We start from the raw sequence: 15,952 nt of genomic DNA, 5'->3' as shown, positions 1-15,952 counted from the left end.
ATAAATGGCAAAGAATGTTAAAGTCGGTATTAGTGTAGATACAAATGAAGGCGTTGTTAGTGTTCAAAAACTCAATAAAGGTTTTAGTGGATTAAACCAAACAACACAAAACACAAGAAAATATTTAAAACAAACAGAACAAAGCTTTTTAGGTCTTTCAAAAAGTATTTTAGACATGAATGCACATTTAGTTCAAGCTTATCAAGGTTATAAAAATTTATTTTTAGATATAAAAGATTTTGGAAGTTCTTTTATTGATGCGAGTAAATCCTTTGAAACAGCAAAAACACAACTCGCTTTCATTACAGCAACCACACACGCAAACGTAGATGCTACAGGCAAAGCGATTTCACAACTTCAAAAATGGCAAGCCGCTACAAAAAGCAGTGAACAAACCTTTAAAGAATTTAACGATTTGCACACTAAAACGGGCTATTCTTTGCAAGATTTAGCAAGTATGTTTCAATCCTTCGCCTCCACAGCTATGAATAATATGAATTTTGATGAAGCTAAAAAAGCTTTTGAAAGTATTTTGATAGCAACTTCAAATACTTCCATGAGCACAGAGCAACTTTCAATGACTATAGATAGCTTAGGAGCGGGTGTATTTAGTGCAAGTGGAGATTTAAGACGTTTTGCTGAAAGCTTAGGAATTACCAACGAGGCAATGGCTGAGGCAAAGAAAAATGGAAAACTTTATGATCTTTTCATAGAAAAAACAAAAGAACTCACAAAATATACAGATTACACCACCCAAACCTATGAAAAGCAAATGCAAAAATTTGAAGCCAATATCCAAATGTTACAGGCTGAACTATCAAAACCTATTTTTGATGCTCTTAAAAACTCACTCATTGATATAAATACTTATATCAAAGATAATGAGAAAGAGATAAAAGATTTAATGAAAACATTAAGCAATATTACTCCTATAATAGTAAATTTAGGATTGGCTTTTGCGGGATTAAAAATAATTAATATTTTAACTAAAGGATATTATGATTTTAAATTAGCAATTATAGAAAGCACAAATGCACTTTATAAACAAAGAGTTCAAATGCTTTCTAATACTCAAAGCATTACCGAAATTAATAAAAAAACTTTACTTTTAGGCGAAGGCTTTAAAAGATTAGGAAATCTTACAAAAGGTGCCATACCATTAATCTTAATAGACAGGCTTTTAAATATAGAAAGTTCTTTAGATAAAGCTTATGAAAAAACCGATAAATTAGATTCTGCCTTTAAAAGAAAAGTAGATTTTATGGATAAAGATGAGTTAAAAAAATATAGAGATGATCTTGAAAAAGAGATTGATAATATTAATAAAATAGGACAAGGAAATAATGTATTTGGTAATTTTTTAGATGAGTATACTTTTAAATTTTTAGGAGATGCCCATCGAGCATTTGCCAAGAGTGTTTCAAGTTTTTACGATGAAATAGGTCTTAAAAGAGAAAAAAGCTTAAGTAGTATTGTAGCAGAAGGAAATGCTTTACAGAAATTAGCATTGATTAATGAAAAAATCAAAGAAACTGAAAAAAATGATTTTAAATTACAAAATATAGAAAAATTAAATAAAGAATTAAGCGATGCTGTTTCTTTGGTTTCATCATTAAAAGTGCCAGAATTTGAAAGTGATAAAATAGAAAAAACAAGCAAAGCAATTGCCGATCTTAATCAAAAATTGCTTAGCCTTGTTAGCATGGAAGGTTGGGAAAATAATAACGCTTTAGTTGAACAGGTAAATATTATTTCAAATGCGTTAGCAAATGCCAATGCTTATGAAGAAGCAAATAAGAGATTGGAAGCAGAGAAAAAAGCAGAAGAGGCTAAAAGAGAGTATATAGAACGTCTCAAAGAACAAAACGAAGCCTTAAAAGAAATTTCACAAATTGGAATGAGTGAATATGATAAAAAATTAAGTGAAATCAATGAAAAATTAAAAGAATGGAAAAAATTAGGACTAGATAAAAATAAAATCAAACAAGCAGAAGAAAGCCTAAAAATCAAACTCGATTTAGATCAATCCAATAAGGATTTTAACGAAACAAAAAACTTAATGTTAGAATACTATGAAAGCATAGGAAACAAACAAGAAGCTTGGGCTTTAAAAGAAATTGATTTGCGTGAAAAATATTCTCAGCTTTTAAGTGAAAATCTTATTAAAGAAGAAGATTTTGAAAAGATGGTTAAAGCTAGCAAAGAAAGTTATTTGCAAATCAACAAAGATGCTAAAAATGCAATGGATGATACAAGGGTATATTATGAAAAAATGATTGCAAATATGCAAAAAACCATAGAAAGCAGTTTTTTTGATTTTATTAATGGAAAGATTAAAGATTTAAAGGATTTATTTAAGGATTTAGGAAAAACGATTTTACAAGATTTTCTAAGCCCTTATATTTCTTCTCTTAGCGGGTTTTTATCCAAAGCTGGAGCTGGTGTTTTAGGTGGTCTTATGCCAAGTTTTGCAGGAGCATCCACTACTACACACAAAAGCAATGTTTTAAACTCTGTTGTAGATTTTGCAAAAGATCAAGGCTTAAGTTTAAATAATGATGGTAAATATCAAGGTGTGGTTAATGGTGTTGAGGTAGTTATGGATAAAACAGGCACTATAGAAAAAGGAAATAGTGCTTTTAACGACGTAGTTAATATTATAGATAATGCAAATAAATTAGAAGGCATTGTAAGCGGAGATTGGATAGATAAAGCAAACGCTACTTATGATAAAGTAATGGATTGGTTTGGGGGCAGTGAAAATGCAAACTTTAGTGATGCTTTAAATGCGGATGGTTTTAGCGACTTTTTAGGGTCAAGTGACATAAGCACAACAATTGAAAGTTCAAGTTCAAATGTAATAGATAGTATAGGAAATGGTTTTAATTCTTTGTTTGAAAACTTACAAAGTTATATAAATTCAATCGGAACTTTTGGAAGCAATCTTTTAGCAAATTCATCGGCTTACCTTGCAAATTTAATCGGATTAGGTGGAAATTTTAGTGCCGGTGCATCTTTAGCAGGGATGGGCTTAAGTGGTGCTAATGGTGTCTTTTCTTTTGGTTTAAGTGGTGGACTTGGATATGCGGGTGGTTTGGTTGCTAATGCTGCTATGGGTGGGCTTTTAGGTTATGGTATAGGAAGTTTAGGCGATTGGCTTTTTAAGGCAGATACTCATGCAGGAACAGGCGGTGCGATTGGTGGAGCGTTAGGCTCTTTAATCTTACCTGGTATTGGAACTATAGTAGGCGGTCTTTTAGGATCGGTAATTGGCGGTATTTTTGGAAAAACCAAAGTAACAGGAAGCGGTTTGCAACTTTGGGGGAATTTAAATGGGGGTAATTATTTAAGTAGTAGTGATTTAAGTTCTTATGTGGATTATCAAAAGAAAGGTTGGTTTTCTAAAAAAGATTGGAGTGAATATCAAAGCATTAATAATGAACAATTAAAAAAATTAAATCTTTACTTATCTAATCAATTTTCGGTTTTAGAAAAATTAAACGTAAGTATTGATAAATTTAATATTAATGCAGGCAAATACTCTGGAAATTCTTTAATAGATACTGCCATTCCAAACGCAATGCTAAGCGCATTTTTAAATATAAGTGATCCTTCTAAAATCGCAGAACAAATCAGTTCTATTTATGAGAAGGCAAAGGAAAATAATATAAGCTATGCTGAGCAGCTAGGAAATCAATTTACAACTTTCATTAATCTACAATCTAGTATTTTAAATCAAATGTATAAGGGTGATCCGGTAAAGGTGGCCAAACAAAATTTAGAAGATTTAACCTTTACACTTAAAACACTTATGAGAAATATAGATGGAGGATTTGAACGTTTCGGATTGAGCGAGGATAATTTTACGAGCATAACCCAGATTTCAGTCGATAAATTAAATGAAGCTTTTAATGATAGTCTTAGAGATAATTTCACACCTGAGAATTTAGATCTTTGGCAAAACTTAATACAAATTTTTAATCAAGCACAAGAAGGAATCGAAAATCTATATAATACTATAATTCAAAAAACAAGCCAAATCATGCAAATAAGCCAGAATTTCGCAAATGCGAATAATTTACAAGGAAACATTTTTGCAATTAATGATCTTATTAATCAATATGCAGTGGTTATGAATAAACTTTCAGATGATCTAAGTTCCAAAGAAAAAGAAATGTTAAGCGATATTTTTAGTGCTAATGATAAATTATTACAAGGTGGTTTTAATGCTTTAAATGATTTTTTAAGCACTGGAAATACTGAAGTAAGACAGCAATTAATTCAAATTTTGACTCAATTTAAGCAAAGTATTGATGCTCAAGGAGGTTTAATTTTTTCAAGCGAACATTTAAGCAAACTAGCTGAGGTAGATAAACTTATCGCAGCTTATGAAAAAAAAGATGAGAATTCAAAAGAATATGCACAGGTAAAACTTAACGAAAACAATACTTTATTGCAAACTTTAAATTCGCAACAAAGCATTTTAAGTTCTTTAGGAAATTTTAGCACCAATCTTATAAATCAAACCATAGGAACAAGCGAAAGCATCAGTAAAAACTATGATAAATATTTAAAAGAAGCACAAAAAGCTTATAAAGATAAAAATTTTAGTTCTTCAGTCTTTAGTGCATTACAAAATGCTGCTACTTCAAAGGCTAATGAAATCAAAAGTTCTGCTAGTGATTATGCCTCTTATCAGCTTGAAATGTTAAAAATGGCAAATGAAATGAAAGATTTAGGAGGAGAAGCTGATCTTAATTCTATACAAGATGAGATTAAAAAAATTACTGAAGAAAATGAAAAACTACAAGAGAAATTGCAAGAAACTATAAAAGATACAAGCTCAATGTCCTTAGAAGAATTAAAAACTTATAGGGAAACTTTAATCAACGAAAGTCAAAAAGAAATCGACGCTATGATTAAATATCTAGGAACAAATTCACCTATAGCAAAATATTTAGAAAATATGTTAAAAGAAATTAAAAATGGAACTAAGCTAAGTGATGCGGCATTAAAAAATCTAACCTATGCGATTTTACAATACCAAAATAATTACAATGGAGCAAATAAAGATCTAAATACTGCTTTAAGCAACACTAGAGCTTTTGCAGATGGAGGCATAGTTACACGTCCGACAAATGCTTTAATAGGAGAGAATGGCTATCCAGAAGCAGTTATTCCTTTAAAAAATGGAAAAGGTGTAAAAATAGATACAAGTGGAGTTTTTGACAAAATAGGAAATGCCTTTGAAAAAGCTATAGAAAAAGGTTTTGAAGGTTTAAAAGAAAAATTAGATTTAATCATTTCAAAAACAGATAATGTCAATAAAAGCGTTCAAAGATCTAATATGGATTTAAGCATTTTAACCAAGCAAACAAGAGAAATAGCAGAAAATATCTAAAAGGAAAAAATATGACTATAGTAAAACCCTTAGAATTTGAAGTCTTGCAAAATTCAGCAACTAAAGATGAAACGCCTTTATGGGTTAAAGAAAAAACGTATAAGAGTGATGAAAAAGTTCAATTTAAAGGCTTTATTTGGGTAAGTGCAAGTGATGAAGATACACACGAAGAACCAGATGTTTATTTTGATAAATGGGTAAAATTTGCTCCTGTAAATGAAAATGCTTTTTTTGATGATGAGGTAAATACACAAACCAAATGTGATAAAGCTTGGAGTATTCAATTGAAAATAGATGGCGTTTTTGACACCTTAGCTTTTTTAAATTTAAATGTTTCAAAAATAAAAATTCAAACAATAGACAAAAAAATAATCTATGAAAAATCAATGTATTATAAAAAAACAAAAACATGGTGGGAATATTTTTTTGGAAAATTTAAGGTCAATAAAGAAGATTTTGTTTTTTTACCTTATCCGATCAATAGTGAAATTTTGATTAGTTTTAAACCTGCAAAAACAGGGTGCGATGTAGGGCATATTTTAATAGGAAAAAAAGAATTTGCAGGGATTACAATTTATCCAGCAAGCAGCACTTATTTAAACTACTCAAAAACTTCAACGAACGAATGGGGTATCACTAACGTTGTTTCAGGAAAGAAAGCAAAATATTTAGAATTTGTTGTAGCTATACAAAAAAAGGATTTTGATTATTATGATGAGCTAATATCTGAAATCTATAACGTTAAAGCTTTATTTATAGGTGATGAAAGTGAATTGGGCTTTAAAAAACTTACTACATTTGGCATTTTAAAGGATTACTCCGCACCTTTAGAAGTTGAAGATTATATTCAATATAAATTAAATGTTCAAGGATTAATTTAATCAAAAAAACTCAAAAAAACTTCTAACACGCACTTTAACGCCTCAAACTTTTTTTAAAATTTCTAAAATCTATAAAAATAAGGATTTTAGAATGAATTTTATTAGAGCTGATGCTGCAAGATTAAGAAACATAAGCGAAGAAAATAACACTTTAAGTTTTGTTATGGTTTCTAATTCTAACGCTTGTAAGCGTTTTGATTGGGAATTAGGAGATTACATAGAAGAATTAGACGTCAAAGGGGCAAAATTTGAAGGACTAAAAACTCTTTTTAAAGATCATAATCCTAGCGTAGATAATGCTATTGCTAGAATTGAAAATATAAGGATAGAAAATGATGAGCTTGTTTGTGATTGTGTATTTGCTAAAGATGAAAAAAGCCAAGAAATCTTTAAAAAATATCAAGATGGAATCTTAAGCGATGTATCGATTGGATATCGCATTTTAAAACACAATATCGATAAACAAAGCACACCCAAAAGAGTTGTTGTAACCGAATTTGATATTTTTGAGCTTAGTGCAGTTTGGAAAGGTGCGGACAAAAACGCTAAAAAACGTTTTGAAGAGGATAACGAAAAAAGAAAAATTAAAGCTTTAACAGAAGCAAGAGAAAGAGAAATAGAACTTTTAAGAAAATCAATTTTTTAAGGAGAAAAAAAATGCAAAAATTAAGACAAGAAATTGGAAACATTCATGAACAAATGGTGGCTTTATCTAATTTAGCCAAAAATGAGCAAAGAAGCTTTAGTGCTGAAGAAAATGTCAAATATGAATCTTTAGTTAAGGATTTTGAAGAAAAAAGAAACGAGCTTTCAAGATTGGAGGCTGAAGCTGAAAGAGAAAAGTATTTAAATCAAGTCATTAGTCCAATTTTAACAGAAAATCCACAAGATCAAAGACAAGCAAATGAAGAAGAATATATGCGTTCTTTTGTAAATTATCTAAGAAATGGTCTTATAGATCAAAATTTACAAAGAGATGTTCTTAATGAGACTACCGCAGAAAAAGGTGGGGTTTTAGTTCCTACTATTTTACAAAGCAAGATCAGAGAAAAACTTACAGATTTAAGTGTGATTAGAAAAATAGCAACCATACAAAAAAGCTCAAGCAATCAAACTATACCTGTATTTGATGGAATGGGTGATTTTTCTTGGATTGATGAAATGGCAACTTTTAACGAAGTATCAGCAAACTTTACAAAGTTAAGTATAGGAGCTTATAAACTCGGAGGGATTATTAAGATTAGCGAAGAACTTCTAAGTGATAATATTTTAAACCTTGAAAGTTTTATAGTTAGAAAAGCTGCCGAAAAGATATCTAAGGCCGAAGAAGACGCCTTTATAAGAGGAGATGGAGACAAAAAACCAACTGGTTTGATCAATGCTAAAAAAGAATTTAAATTAGTCTCCAACTCAGGAATTACAAGTAATGATTTAATCGATGCTTTTTTTAATCTAGATAGTGCTTATAGAAAAAATGCTTGTTGGCTTGTAAGTGATGATTTTATGAAAGGGGTTTATAAGCTTACCGATAACGATGGGCGTCCTTTATGGTTACCTGCTTTGAGTGCTGGAGGATATGACACTATACTAGGTAAAAAAGTAGTGTATTGTTCCGCTTTAGATGGATTTGGAGCTAATAAAATTCCTGCTTTCTTTGGAGATTTTAGCTTTTATGAAATCTGGGATCGTTCAAACATGAGTTTTACAAGATTAAATGAGCTTTACGCACAAAATGATCTTATAGGAATTAAAGTTCGTCTAAGACTAGATGCAAAACTTATGGATGATTTGGCAGTTTGTAAAATTTCTTGTCCAGCTTAAAGGATAAAAAATGAAAAAAGTTATTTTTTTAACTTGCCTTAGTGGTAACGTGTTTTATAAAAAAGGCGATGAGGCTTTGTTAAATCTTAGTGAAGCCTTAAGACTGAAAGAAAAAGGCATTGTTGATTTTGTTTCAAGTGATGATAAAGAAATTCAAGAACAAGAAAATGAAAATCTAGATCAAACAAATGAAGAAGAAATCCAAGAAGAACGAGAAGAAGAACTAGATCAAACAAATGAAGAAGAAATCCAAGAAGAACGAGAAGAAGAACTAGATCAAACAAATGAAGAAGAAATCCAAGAAAAACAAGAAAATTCAGAAGACAAAGACGCCAAAAATAATAAAAAAGGCAATAAAGGTAAAAAATGATTATTAAGGTATTAGAAGAGTGTGAAAAAGATCTTATAAGTATTGAAGAGTTAAGAACTTTTTTAAGATTAGATAGTGATGTTTTTGATGAAAATTTAAAACAATTTCTAAAAGCTGGAATAAGTGAATTTCAAACAAGAACAAATCGTATTTTAATCTCTAATATTTATAGGATTGAGTTTTACAATGAAAGAGTAATTTTGGCACCTTTTGATACCTTAATTAATGCCAATTTTAATGCAGAATTTAGAACCAATTTAAACATTCTTTATTGTATAGGAAGTGGAAAGATGGATGTAAAATTAGGCTATGAAGAATTACCACAAGATATAAAGCTTTGGCTTAAAAATTATGTTTTGACGGCATTTGATGGTGCGAGTATGCCAAAAATTTCAAACGCACTAGTAAGTAGATACAAGGTGGCATTTTTTTAATGAAAGCAAATACCTTTAAGCATCGAATTAAAATTTATAAAAAAGAGCAAAGCAAAAATGAATTTAATGAACTTGATTTTACCCAAGAATTACTTTTTAAAGAAGTTTATGCAAGTTGTAAAAATCTAAGTGTAGAAAGCAAAAATTTAGACGATGGAGTAAGTCAAATAGCTACACATGAATTTGAACTTAGATTTTTAGAGCTTGACTTTTCTTATTTTATAGTTTTTAGGGATAGAAAATATGAAATTTTAAGTATACAAGATATGGATCAAAATAAACAATTTCTAAAAATTAAGGCGAGATTACAATGAAAATAACCATACATATAAGCGATTTGCCAAAAGCTCCAAATATGCAAGAACCGGTAAATTTTGATGCTGAAGCCGATCGATTTGTCGCAGCTTTACCACCTTTTGGAAAAGAATTAAACGCCTTAATAGAAGAATTAAATGGCTTTATTGCTTTTATACAAAGCTCTAGTGAAAATATTCAAAATATGTCTAATTTATTTTTTGAAGATATTAAAAAAGAAAGAATTGACACAATTTTTGAAATAGAACTTGAAAGTTTTAAGATAAAACAAAAGACGCTAAATACAACAAAATTAGAGTTTGAAAAATATACTAATGAATGCATCGAAAGAATAAATTCTCAAAAATTTTCAGCATTACAAACTATACAAGATAATGAGAGTGGGGCAGATTATATAGCGATTTGTCAAAATATAGCCCATGTTATATCGCTAGAGAGACATTTGTTTGAAAACAATCTAATTAAATTGAAAAGAAGTTAAGGAGAAAATATGCAATTAACTAGCGTTGAAGAATATAAATTTTTAAGTCCAATAGCACAAGACATTCAAGCAATCAGACTTAAATTAAATGGAATTATGGATGAACTAGAAGTTTTCATTAATGAGAAAAAAGATGCAACTATACAAGAATATAAAGATTTAGTAGAGCAAAAAATAGAAGAACTTAGAAAACTTTACGAGCGAGTGGTTAATCCGTTTGATTATTCAAGTGATTTGGAACCTTATAAACCAAATTTGGGTGAAATTTGGTTTAAAAAAGATACAGCCGAAATCTATATCTATAAAGAAAATCCAGATATTACATACTTTGGAAAAGAAACGCCTAAAACTTCAAACACAGGTGAAATTTGGTTTAAAAATACAAACGACGAAGATTTTCACGAGGGACAATTTTACGTAGCAGAACAAGTCGTGGAAGGAAAAGCTTGGATAGATCCTACTTTACCTGCAACTTTTAAAGCTAAATTTAATCAAAGCGAACAACCAAAAGATGATGAGACGGAATTAGGCGATATTTGGTATAGAAATAATACAAAAGAATATTTAATCTATGTAAAAACTACAAGCGGTAATTTTTGGGCTAATCCGCAAATTCCAAGTACATTTAGTGCTAAATTTAGCACCGAAGAGAAACCGCAAGAACCAAATTTGGGTGATGTATGGTATAAAAGCGATACAAAAGAGTATTTGGTTTATGCGAGAGTAACTGATACAAATACTTGGGTTTTAAAAACAGATCTTGCAATAAAGGCTTATATTTGGCAAAAAACAAACAAGCCAGAAACAAATTATAGTGAGCCACCGAGTATAGAAAAAGAACCCATAAAACCTACAGATGCAGTAAATAAGAAATATATAGATGATTTAATCAATTCAATAAATGATGAAATTAAAAATAAGGTAGGTTTAGAAGGTGATGAGACAATCGATGGGGCAAAAACATTTAAAAAAGAGATTGTAATTAATGACCCAAAAGCTGACAATCAGGCCGCGACTAAAAAATATGCAGATCATCAAGGGGGTTTAGTTACTTCAGCTGCTGCAATTGATTTTACAAAAGGTGTCCATTTTAATATAACCTTGAGTGCAAAATCTGCGATAAGTGTATCTAATTGGGGCTCTTTGATAGGAAAAAGTGGAACGATAACGATAAATAACGCTAATAATATAACCGCTTTTAATGCACCTTTTAAATTTAGGGCAACGCAAAGTAATTTTAGTGGAACTGAAATTTTTGCTTATTTTGTAGTTTCAAATTCTCACATAAGACTTGTAAGGAGTTAAAATGGCTAATACTATGCTTTTAGGAGGTGAAAGTATTGTATATGACAATCCTATAAATTTAGAGTTTAGCGATACATCTTATATATTTTCTCAGACTGATTATTCTTATGCTAGTCAAATGTTAAAAGTGGCTAAAAAAATAAAATATGAAATTGCTATAGGAAAACATACCGCATATGGTATTGAACCTAATACCCATATAAGTGAAACATATGAATACAAATTTGAATTATGGCTTTATGCTACAAATAAAGACACAATTAAAGAGGGATGGTTTTTAAATAAAATTTGCGATAAAGATAATACTAATAAATTTATTAGTGGGGAATTAGATATAGAAAAAAATAATAATTTTGATAATTTTGGATCTTTAAGAATAGTGATTTTTAAGTATAAAAATAATGATGAGGATGTTTTTATGCAGGAAATTCCAGTCGAAAAAGCCTTAGCTTATCTTTCGATTTAAATATAAAGGAGAATAAATGTTTTATTTAATTAAGGAAAAAAAATTTTATTATGAAAAAATTTTTTGTCAAGAATTAGAAAATGGTGGCGAGAATTTCTGGATTTTAGAAAATCTCGACAATGAAGACTTAAGAAAATTAGGTTTAGCAAAAGTAATTGAACATAAGATACCAGAGTATGATAAAAACACACAAAATTTAAATTTAGTTCAGGATTATGATGAATTAAAAAATGAATTTAATATAAGTTATAAAGTAGAAGAGAAGAGTTTAGAGCAGTTAAAAGATTTAAAATTAAAAGAATTAAAAACCATTAAAGAGCAAAAACTTCTCTTTATGCCTTATAAAAATACAATTTTTCAAATTGATACAGATGCCAAAATCAATATAAGCGGAAAAGTAAGCGAAATTGTGTTGGCGCAACTTAATCAAAAAACGCTGGAGAATATTAATTGGATTGATAAGAATAATCAAATTATTATCTTTAGTGCAAGTGAATTTTTAGAATTTGGTATCAGCATTGCAAAATATACTGAAGAGGTTATTTTTAAAAATGATACTCTTAGAAATGAAGTTAAAAATGCGAGTTCTTCAGAAGAGTTGAAAAAAATACAATGGGAGAATAAAGAATGAATAATTTAGAAAATAATGCTAATTTTGTTTTAATTTTTGGAAGTGTAATTTTAGCTTTAATCTATCAATTTCTAGCTTATCTTAAAATTGAAATCGCACAAGTTATAGTTTTGCTTATAGTTTTTACATTTAGTGGTATTGCTGCTATTATTAAAATCTTGGCTTTAAATAAAAATCTTAGAGCTTTTTTGACAACAGATATTTTAAGCAAAACTTTAGCATTTTTTATCCCTTTTATTTTGGCGGTTATGGCTAAACAAATCAGTGTTTTTTATTATTTAGTTGATTATTCTTTTAGCTTTTTAACCATTGGAGAATTCTTTGCATTCTTGGTCAGCATACAAAGTATTAGAAAAAAAGAAGATATAAAAGAAGTAGATTTTTATAATATTTTTATTGAAAAATTTAAAAAAATAGCAAGTAAATATCTAAAGATAGAGGATAACAATGACAATAAAAAATGAATTAAAAAGGGTTTGTGTAAAACCCTTTGATAAAGATAAATTCGAAGTGGTTAGTGATTATACTTTTATATTGCCAAGCTTTAACGGCATAGTGCCAAAAGGATTTATAACAGACGGAGCGAGTATCCCTCGTATATTTTGGAGTTTTTTTCCACCATACAGGAGTGAGTATTTTAGTGCTTGTGTGATACACGATTATTTATGCGAAAAAGCCAATTCGAGAAAAGATTACAAGTTAGCCGATCTTGCTTTAAAAGAGGCAATGCAAGAGCTTAAATGTCCTAAGATTAAATGTTTTGTGTTTTACCATGCTTGCAATACTTTTCATTTTTTAAAATGCTTTATAAGGGGTTAAAAGATGGATGAAAGCTTAAAAATTATTGTTGAAAATTCCAAAGCTATCAATAAAGACTTTGAAATCATCAAATATAAAATATTAGAACTTTTAGACAAGGGTGCAACACCGAGCGAAGAAAGTATAAAAAAAGCCATCGATGAGGTATTGTCAAAAAATGCTTTTATTAAAGAAAATGAACTAAAAGGAAAGTTAGAAAAATTATTAAAAGAACTTGATATAAATTTAAACATTGATAAAGAAATGTTAGAAGAAAAAATTTTAAAAATATTTTCAGAAAATAAAGAAAAATTCAAAGGTGATCCCTTTACTTATGAAGATTTTACCCCTGAGCAATTAGAAAATCTAAAGGGAGAAAATGGTAAAAGTGCTTATGAAATTTGGCTTAATAATGAGCAAAATTCAGGCAAAAGCGAAGATGAATTTTTAGCTTCTTTAAAGGGTGAAAAAGGAGAAGATGGTGATAAAATAAGTGATGAAAGATTAACACAAAGCTTAGAAGAAGTAGCAAAACCTTTAATCGAAGAAAATATGATTAGAATTTCAACTATAGAAAATAATTGCCTTGCTCAATTTTTAAGCGCTTTGGAAAAAAATGCTATACTTTGTAATGTAGCAAATACACCACCAACCCTACAAGGTAATATGACAGGATTTCCTAAAGGTTTTATCTGGATAGATAGATCTACAATTCCAAATTCTATTTACATAAGTAAAACAACACAATGGGAGAAAGTGGATCTGGGCAAAGAAAATTTTATTAATAAACTTTCCATAATAGTCAGTAGAAATAATATATCAGTTTCTTACAATGCATGTACAATAAGCAATTTTGGCTTAATAGATTTTAATGAAAAAGCTATTTTTGCTAAAAGTTCTAACATAGGAACTAGTCCAAGTGGAAAGGCTATTTTTGAAATTGATGGCGTTGATTATACAGCGACTATATCAAGCACAATTTCAATTTATAGTAGTTCTTACACATACAACATTCTTAGTGGAGATAGTAAAACTTTATTAAGTGGTGCCTTGTCAAATAATGGAAATTATGAATACACCTTAAGTTTTGACAAGCCATTACCTGCGAATATAAAAGGTTTTGGAGTTCGTCCTTATGGAAACGTAACAAGTAGAGACTGGACACCAAAATTAATCCTAAAAGCATATTGTGCAAATATGCTAGAGCCTTTATTTAGTTTAGAAAAAACTGCTAAAAAAAATGATGATATTCCAAAAACAATGATTTATGCGATTGATATTACAACAGGAGGAGATATTACAAGAAAAGTAAAAGATTATTCAGATTGGACTATATTAAATTCTTAAGGAGCTAAAATGAAAGAAAACAAATATTTTAAAGAAGACGAATTTAAATGCAAGTGCGGTAAGTGTGAATTACCAAAAGACGTTCCAAGCGATGAGTTAGTCGATGTGCTTTGTGAGATCAGAGAACATTACAACGTACCTATTACCATAAATAGCGGTTATCGTTGCAAAGAGCACAATGCAGAAGTAGGTGGAGCTAAAAGCTCACAACACACCATCGGCAGTGCGGCTGATTTTGTCGTTAAAGGGGTTAAAACTGAAGAAGTGCATCAATACGTTTTAGAAAAATACGGTGATAAACCTTTTGGAATTGCTATAAAACATAACCCTAAGAATCCTTTTGGTGGTTTTGTCCATTTAGACACCAGAGGCAAAAAAGCCAGATGGACTTATTCTTAATTTTTTAGAAAGGAGTGAAGAAGTTTAAAGCCAAAGGGAAATTATAGCTCCCCTTTTAAAGGGGAATCAAATGTTAAGAACACTTGACTATAATTATACAAAGTAGTATAATTATAACTATAATTTTGTTTGACACATAAATCACCGCCTTTCTGGGCGTGATTGATGCCAAAGGGTAGCCACCTTTGGCATCTACCCTTTGAAATTATATTTAAACTTCTTAAATATCAAATGTTTAACTTTTTATTTGGCAATGTAAAACTTTATTTTGTTTTAGCTTTAATGGCTATTTTATCTGGTTATTTATATCTAAGACTTGATAACACGAAATCAAGATTAGAAAAAAGCCAAAACGATCTAGCTTTGGCTTTAGAGATTAATAAAAACAATCAAGAAAAGATTCAAGAACTTACACAAAGACACAATCTAGAACTCAAAGCCTTAAATGAAAGCTATATTCAAAAAAATCAGATCAAAGAAAGGATAAATTATGTTAAAGAATATATCTATAAAAGCAATGAAAATAATCTTATTAAGCTTTTTAACGATGTCATTGATAGGTTGTGGGACGACAACGCAACAAGTAATAAGCAAAATACAAATTCAAAAAGTGAAAATTCCAAACGAGCTACTAACCATAAGCCCCCTTGAAAAACCACAAGTCAAAAATGAACTTGATATCATAAATGCTTATTCTTTACTTTTTTACAAGTATAAACAGTGTGAGATACAAATAAATAAGATTAAGGAGTTAAATGAGGATTAATCCTCATTACATCCATTCTAGAACTTCTGTTTTGTGTTTTTCATACTCGGCTTCGCTGATAACACCTTTTTCTTTTAATCCTCTTAAAAATTCTAAATCTCTCATTTTAGACATTTTTTGTTCTCTTTTGTAAGGTTCTTTAACTGCGATATATAAAATCCATACAAATATTCCTAAAAGAAAAGCGCCAATACCCCACCATAAACCACTCATATTTCTTTGCTTTGCATCTCTAGCAATTTCAATTGCTCCAATAAAACTAATAATAAAATAAGCCAAACCTACAAATCCCATTTTTACTCCTTTTAATTTAAATAATTTAAAAAAGTTTATTTTTTTAATTTACAATAAAACAATTTATGTCATTAAAAACGATTAAAATTGATCACAATCAACCTTATAACTTTTTATACTTTCATCATCAACTTCGTGATTTGGCACTTGATAACATTCTTTAAAATTATTGCCTTTTAAGATCTTAACATAAGAGCTTGGAATAGCTATATTATTTTTTATTCTTTGTGGATTATTGTCATA

Annotated in this window: 18 protein-coding genes and 1 pseudogene; 17 read left to right on the top strand and 2 right to left on the bottom strand. The window is 29.4% G+C overall.

What is annotated here, in order from left to right:
* The first annotated feature begins 4 nt into the window (after positions 1-4).
* The 17 genes from CQA69_RS05300 to CQA69_RS09165 all read left to right on the top strand — a co-directional run bounded on the left by CQA69_RS05300 (position 5) and on the right by CQA69_RS09165 (position 15,415).
* A complete protein-coding gene (locus CQA69_RS05300) occupies positions 5-5,401 on the top strand; it encodes a hypothetical protein (RefSeq protein WP_137620761.1) in 5,397 nt (1,798 codons plus the stop codon).
* Positions 5,402-5,412: 11 nt separating this feature from the next.
* The gene (locus CQA69_RS05295) at positions 5,413-6,282 is read left to right on the top strand and encodes a hypothetical protein (protein ID WP_137620760.1); all 870 of its coding nucleotides are present in this window, start codon (positions 5,413-5,415) and stop codon (positions 6,280-6,282) included.
* A 91-nt stretch (positions 6,283-6,373) separates the two neighbouring features.
* On the top strand, positions 6,374-6,928 hold the full coding sequence (locus CQA69_RS05290) for an HK97 family phage prohead protease (protein WP_137620759.1): 555 nt from the start codon (positions 6,374-6,376) through the stop codon (positions 6,926-6,928).
* A gap of 11 nt (positions 6,929-6,939) precedes the next feature.
* Positions 6,940-8,103 carry a phage major capsid protein gene (locus tag CQA69_RS05285; RefSeq protein WP_137620758.1) on the top strand — a complete coding sequence of 388 codons (1,164 nt, stop codon included), beginning with the start codon at positions 6,940-6,942 and terminating at the stop codon, positions 8,101-8,103.
* Positions 8,104-8,113: 10 nt separating this feature from the next.
* Complete coding sequence (locus CQA69_RS05280) at positions 8,114-8,473, top strand: hypothetical protein (RefSeq protein ID WP_171000338.1); 360 nt, start codon at positions 8,114-8,116, stop codon at positions 8,471-8,473.
* Positions 8,470-8,907 (top strand): head-tail connector protein, encoded by a 438-nt coding sequence (locus CQA69_RS05275; RefSeq protein WP_137620757.1) that lies wholly within the window; start codon positions 8,470-8,472, stop codon positions 8,905-8,907. Before CQA69_RS05280 ends, CQA69_RS05275 begins: the two co-directional genes overlap by 4 nt.
* Positions 8,907-9,221: a phage head completion protein gene (locus CQA69_RS05270; protein WP_137620756.1), complete on the top strand. Its 315-nt coding sequence runs from the start codon at positions 8,907-8,909 to the stop codon at positions 9,219-9,221. Before CQA69_RS05275 ends, CQA69_RS05270 begins: the two co-directional genes overlap by 1 nt.
* Positions 9,218-9,703 carry a hypothetical protein gene (locus CQA69_RS05265; protein ID WP_137620755.1) on the top strand — a complete coding sequence of 162 codons (486 nt, stop codon included), beginning with the start codon at positions 9,218-9,220 and terminating at the stop codon, positions 9,701-9,703. The genes CQA69_RS05270 and CQA69_RS05265 overlap by 4 nt, the downstream gene beginning before the upstream one ends.
* 9 nt (positions 9,704-9,712) lie before the next feature.
* Positions 9,713-11,008, top strand: a complete 1,296-nt coding sequence (locus tag CQA69_RS05260) for a hypothetical protein (RefSeq protein WP_137620754.1) — start codon at positions 9,713-9,715, stop codon at positions 11,006-11,008.
* Position 11,009: 1 nt separating this feature from the next.
* Positions 11,010-11,474 carry a hypothetical protein gene (locus CQA69_RS05255; RefSeq protein WP_137620753.1) on the top strand — a complete coding sequence of 155 codons (465 nt, stop codon included), beginning with the start codon at positions 11,010-11,012 and terminating at the stop codon, positions 11,472-11,474.
* Between the two features lie 16 nt (positions 11,475-11,490).
* Entirely contained in the window at positions 11,491-12,105 is a 615-nt protein-coding gene (locus CQA69_RS05250; RefSeq protein WP_137620752.1) for a DUF4376 domain-containing protein, read from the top strand.
* Positions 12,102-12,569: a hypothetical protein gene (locus CQA69_RS05245; RefSeq protein WP_137620751.1), complete on the top strand. Its 468-nt coding sequence runs from the start codon at positions 12,102-12,104 to the stop codon at positions 12,567-12,569. Before CQA69_RS05250 ends, CQA69_RS05245 begins: the two co-directional genes overlap by 4 nt.
* Positions 12,553-12,924: a DUF1353 domain-containing protein gene (locus tag CQA69_RS05240; RefSeq protein ID WP_137620750.1), complete on the top strand. Its 372-nt coding sequence runs from the start codon at positions 12,553-12,555 to the stop codon at positions 12,922-12,924. Before CQA69_RS05245 ends, CQA69_RS05240 begins: the two co-directional genes overlap by 17 nt.
* Before the next feature lie 3 nt (positions 12,925-12,927).
* A complete protein-coding gene (locus tag CQA69_RS05235) occupies positions 12,928-14,250 on the top strand; it encodes a hypothetical protein (protein ID WP_137620749.1) in 1,323 nt (440 codons plus the stop codon).
* 9 nt (positions 14,251-14,259) lie between these two features.
* Positions 14,260-14,649 (top strand): D-Ala-D-Ala carboxypeptidase family metallohydrolase, encoded by a 390-nt coding sequence (locus CQA69_RS05230; protein ID WP_137620748.1) that lies wholly within the window; start codon positions 14,260-14,262, stop codon positions 14,647-14,649.
* A gap of 231 nt (positions 14,650-14,880) precedes the next feature.
* Positions 14,881-15,300: a hypothetical protein gene (locus CQA69_RS05225; RefSeq protein WP_137620819.1), complete on the top strand. Its 420-nt coding sequence runs from the start codon at positions 14,881-14,883 to the stop codon at positions 15,298-15,300.
* The gene (locus CQA69_RS09165) at positions 15,197-15,415 is read left to right on the top strand and encodes a hypothetical protein (RefSeq protein ID WP_137620747.1); all 219 of its coding nucleotides are present in this window, start codon (positions 15,197-15,199) and stop codon (positions 15,413-15,415) included. Before CQA69_RS05225 ends, CQA69_RS09165 begins: the two co-directional genes overlap by 104 nt.
* A 6-nt stretch (positions 15,416-15,421) precedes the next feature.
* On the opposite strand, the gene CQA69_RS05215 is transcribed toward CQA69_RS09165, so the two are convergent.
* Positions 15,422-15,709, bottom strand: a complete 288-nt coding sequence (locus CQA69_RS05215) for an SHOCT domain-containing protein (protein WP_070209750.1) — start codon at positions 15,707-15,709, stop codon at positions 15,422-15,424.
* A gap of 81 nt (positions 15,710-15,790) precedes the next feature.
* Positions 15,791-15,952, bottom strand: a pseudogene (locus CQA69_RS09160) (DNA/RNA non-specific endonuclease); the annotation flags it as partial.

The sequence above is a fragment of the Campylobacter estrildidarum genome (genome assembly GCF_005406205.1).
Lineage (GTDB): Bacteria > Campylobacterota > Campylobacteria > Campylobacterales > Campylobacteraceae > Campylobacter_D > Campylobacter_D estrildidarum.
This window is presented reverse-complemented; position numbering and strand designations above follow the sequence as displayed.

What these genes read in the sequence shown, in the direction of transcription:
- CQA69_RS05260 (WP_137620754.1), top strand. Translation starts at nt 9,713, where the DNA reads ATGCAATTAACTAGCGTTGAAGAATATAAATTTTTAAGTCCAATAGCA.
- CQA69_RS05235 (WP_137620749.1), top strand. Translation starts at nt 12,928, where the DNA reads ATGGATGAAAGCTTAAAAATTATTGTTGAAAATTCCAAAGCTATCAAT.
- CQA69_RS05250 (WP_137620752.1), top strand. Translation starts at nt 11,491, where the DNA reads ATGTTTTATTTAATTAAGGAAAAAAAATTTTATTATGAAAAAATTTTT.
- CQA69_RS05290 (WP_137620759.1), top strand. Translation starts at nt 6,374, where the DNA reads ATGAATTTTATTAGAGCTGATGCTGCAAGATTAAGAAACATAAGCGAA.
- CQA69_RS09165 (WP_137620747.1), top strand. Translation starts at nt 15,197, where the DNA reads ATGTCATTGATAGGTTGTGGGACGACAACGCAACAAGTAATAAGCAAA.
- CQA69_RS05225 (WP_137620819.1), top strand. Translation starts at nt 14,881, where the DNA reads ATGTTTAACTTTTTATTTGGCAATGTAAAACTTTATTTTGTTTTAGCT.
- CQA69_RS05295 (WP_137620760.1), top strand. Translation starts at nt 5,413, where the DNA reads ATGACTATAGTAAAACCCTTAGAATTTGAAGTCTTGCAAAATTCAGCA.
- CQA69_RS05265 (WP_137620755.1), top strand. Translation starts at nt 9,218, where the DNA reads ATGAAAATAACCATACATATAAGCGATTTGCCAAAAGCTCCAAATATG.
- CQA69_RS05270 (WP_137620756.1), top strand. Translation starts at nt 8,907, where the DNA reads ATGAAAGCAAATACCTTTAAGCATCGAATTAAAATTTATAAAAAAGAG.
- CQA69_RS05255 (WP_137620753.1), top strand. Translation starts at nt 11,010, where the DNA reads ATGGCTAATACTATGCTTTTAGGAGGTGAAAGTATTGTATATGACAAT.
- CQA69_RS05215 (WP_070209750.1), bottom strand. Translation starts at nt 15,709, where the DNA reads ATGGGATTTGTAGGTTTGGCTTATTTTATTATTAGTTTTATTGGAGCA.
- CQA69_RS05300 (WP_137620761.1), top strand. Translation starts at nt 5, where the DNA reads ATGGCAAAGAATGTTAAAGTCGGTATTAGTGTAGATACAAATGAAGGC.
- CQA69_RS05245 (WP_137620751.1), top strand. Translation starts at nt 12,102, where the DNA reads ATGAATAATTTAGAAAATAATGCTAATTTTGTTTTAATTTTTGGAAGT.
- CQA69_RS05230 (WP_137620748.1), top strand. Translation starts at nt 14,260, where the DNA reads ATGAAAGAAAACAAATATTTTAAAGAAGACGAATTTAAATGCAAGTGC.
- CQA69_RS05285 (WP_137620758.1), top strand. Translation starts at nt 6,940, where the DNA reads ATGCAAAAATTAAGACAAGAAATTGGAAACATTCATGAACAAATGGTG.
- CQA69_RS05275 (WP_137620757.1), top strand. Translation starts at nt 8,470, where the DNA reads ATGATTATTAAGGTATTAGAAGAGTGTGAAAAAGATCTTATAAGTATT.
- CQA69_RS05240 (WP_137620750.1), top strand. Translation starts at nt 12,553, where the DNA reads ATGACAATAAAAAATGAATTAAAAAGGGTTTGTGTAAAACCCTTTGAT.
- CQA69_RS05280 (WP_171000338.1), top strand. Translation starts at nt 8,114, where the DNA reads ATGAAAAAAGTTATTTTTTTAACTTGCCTTAGTGGTAACGTGTTTTAT.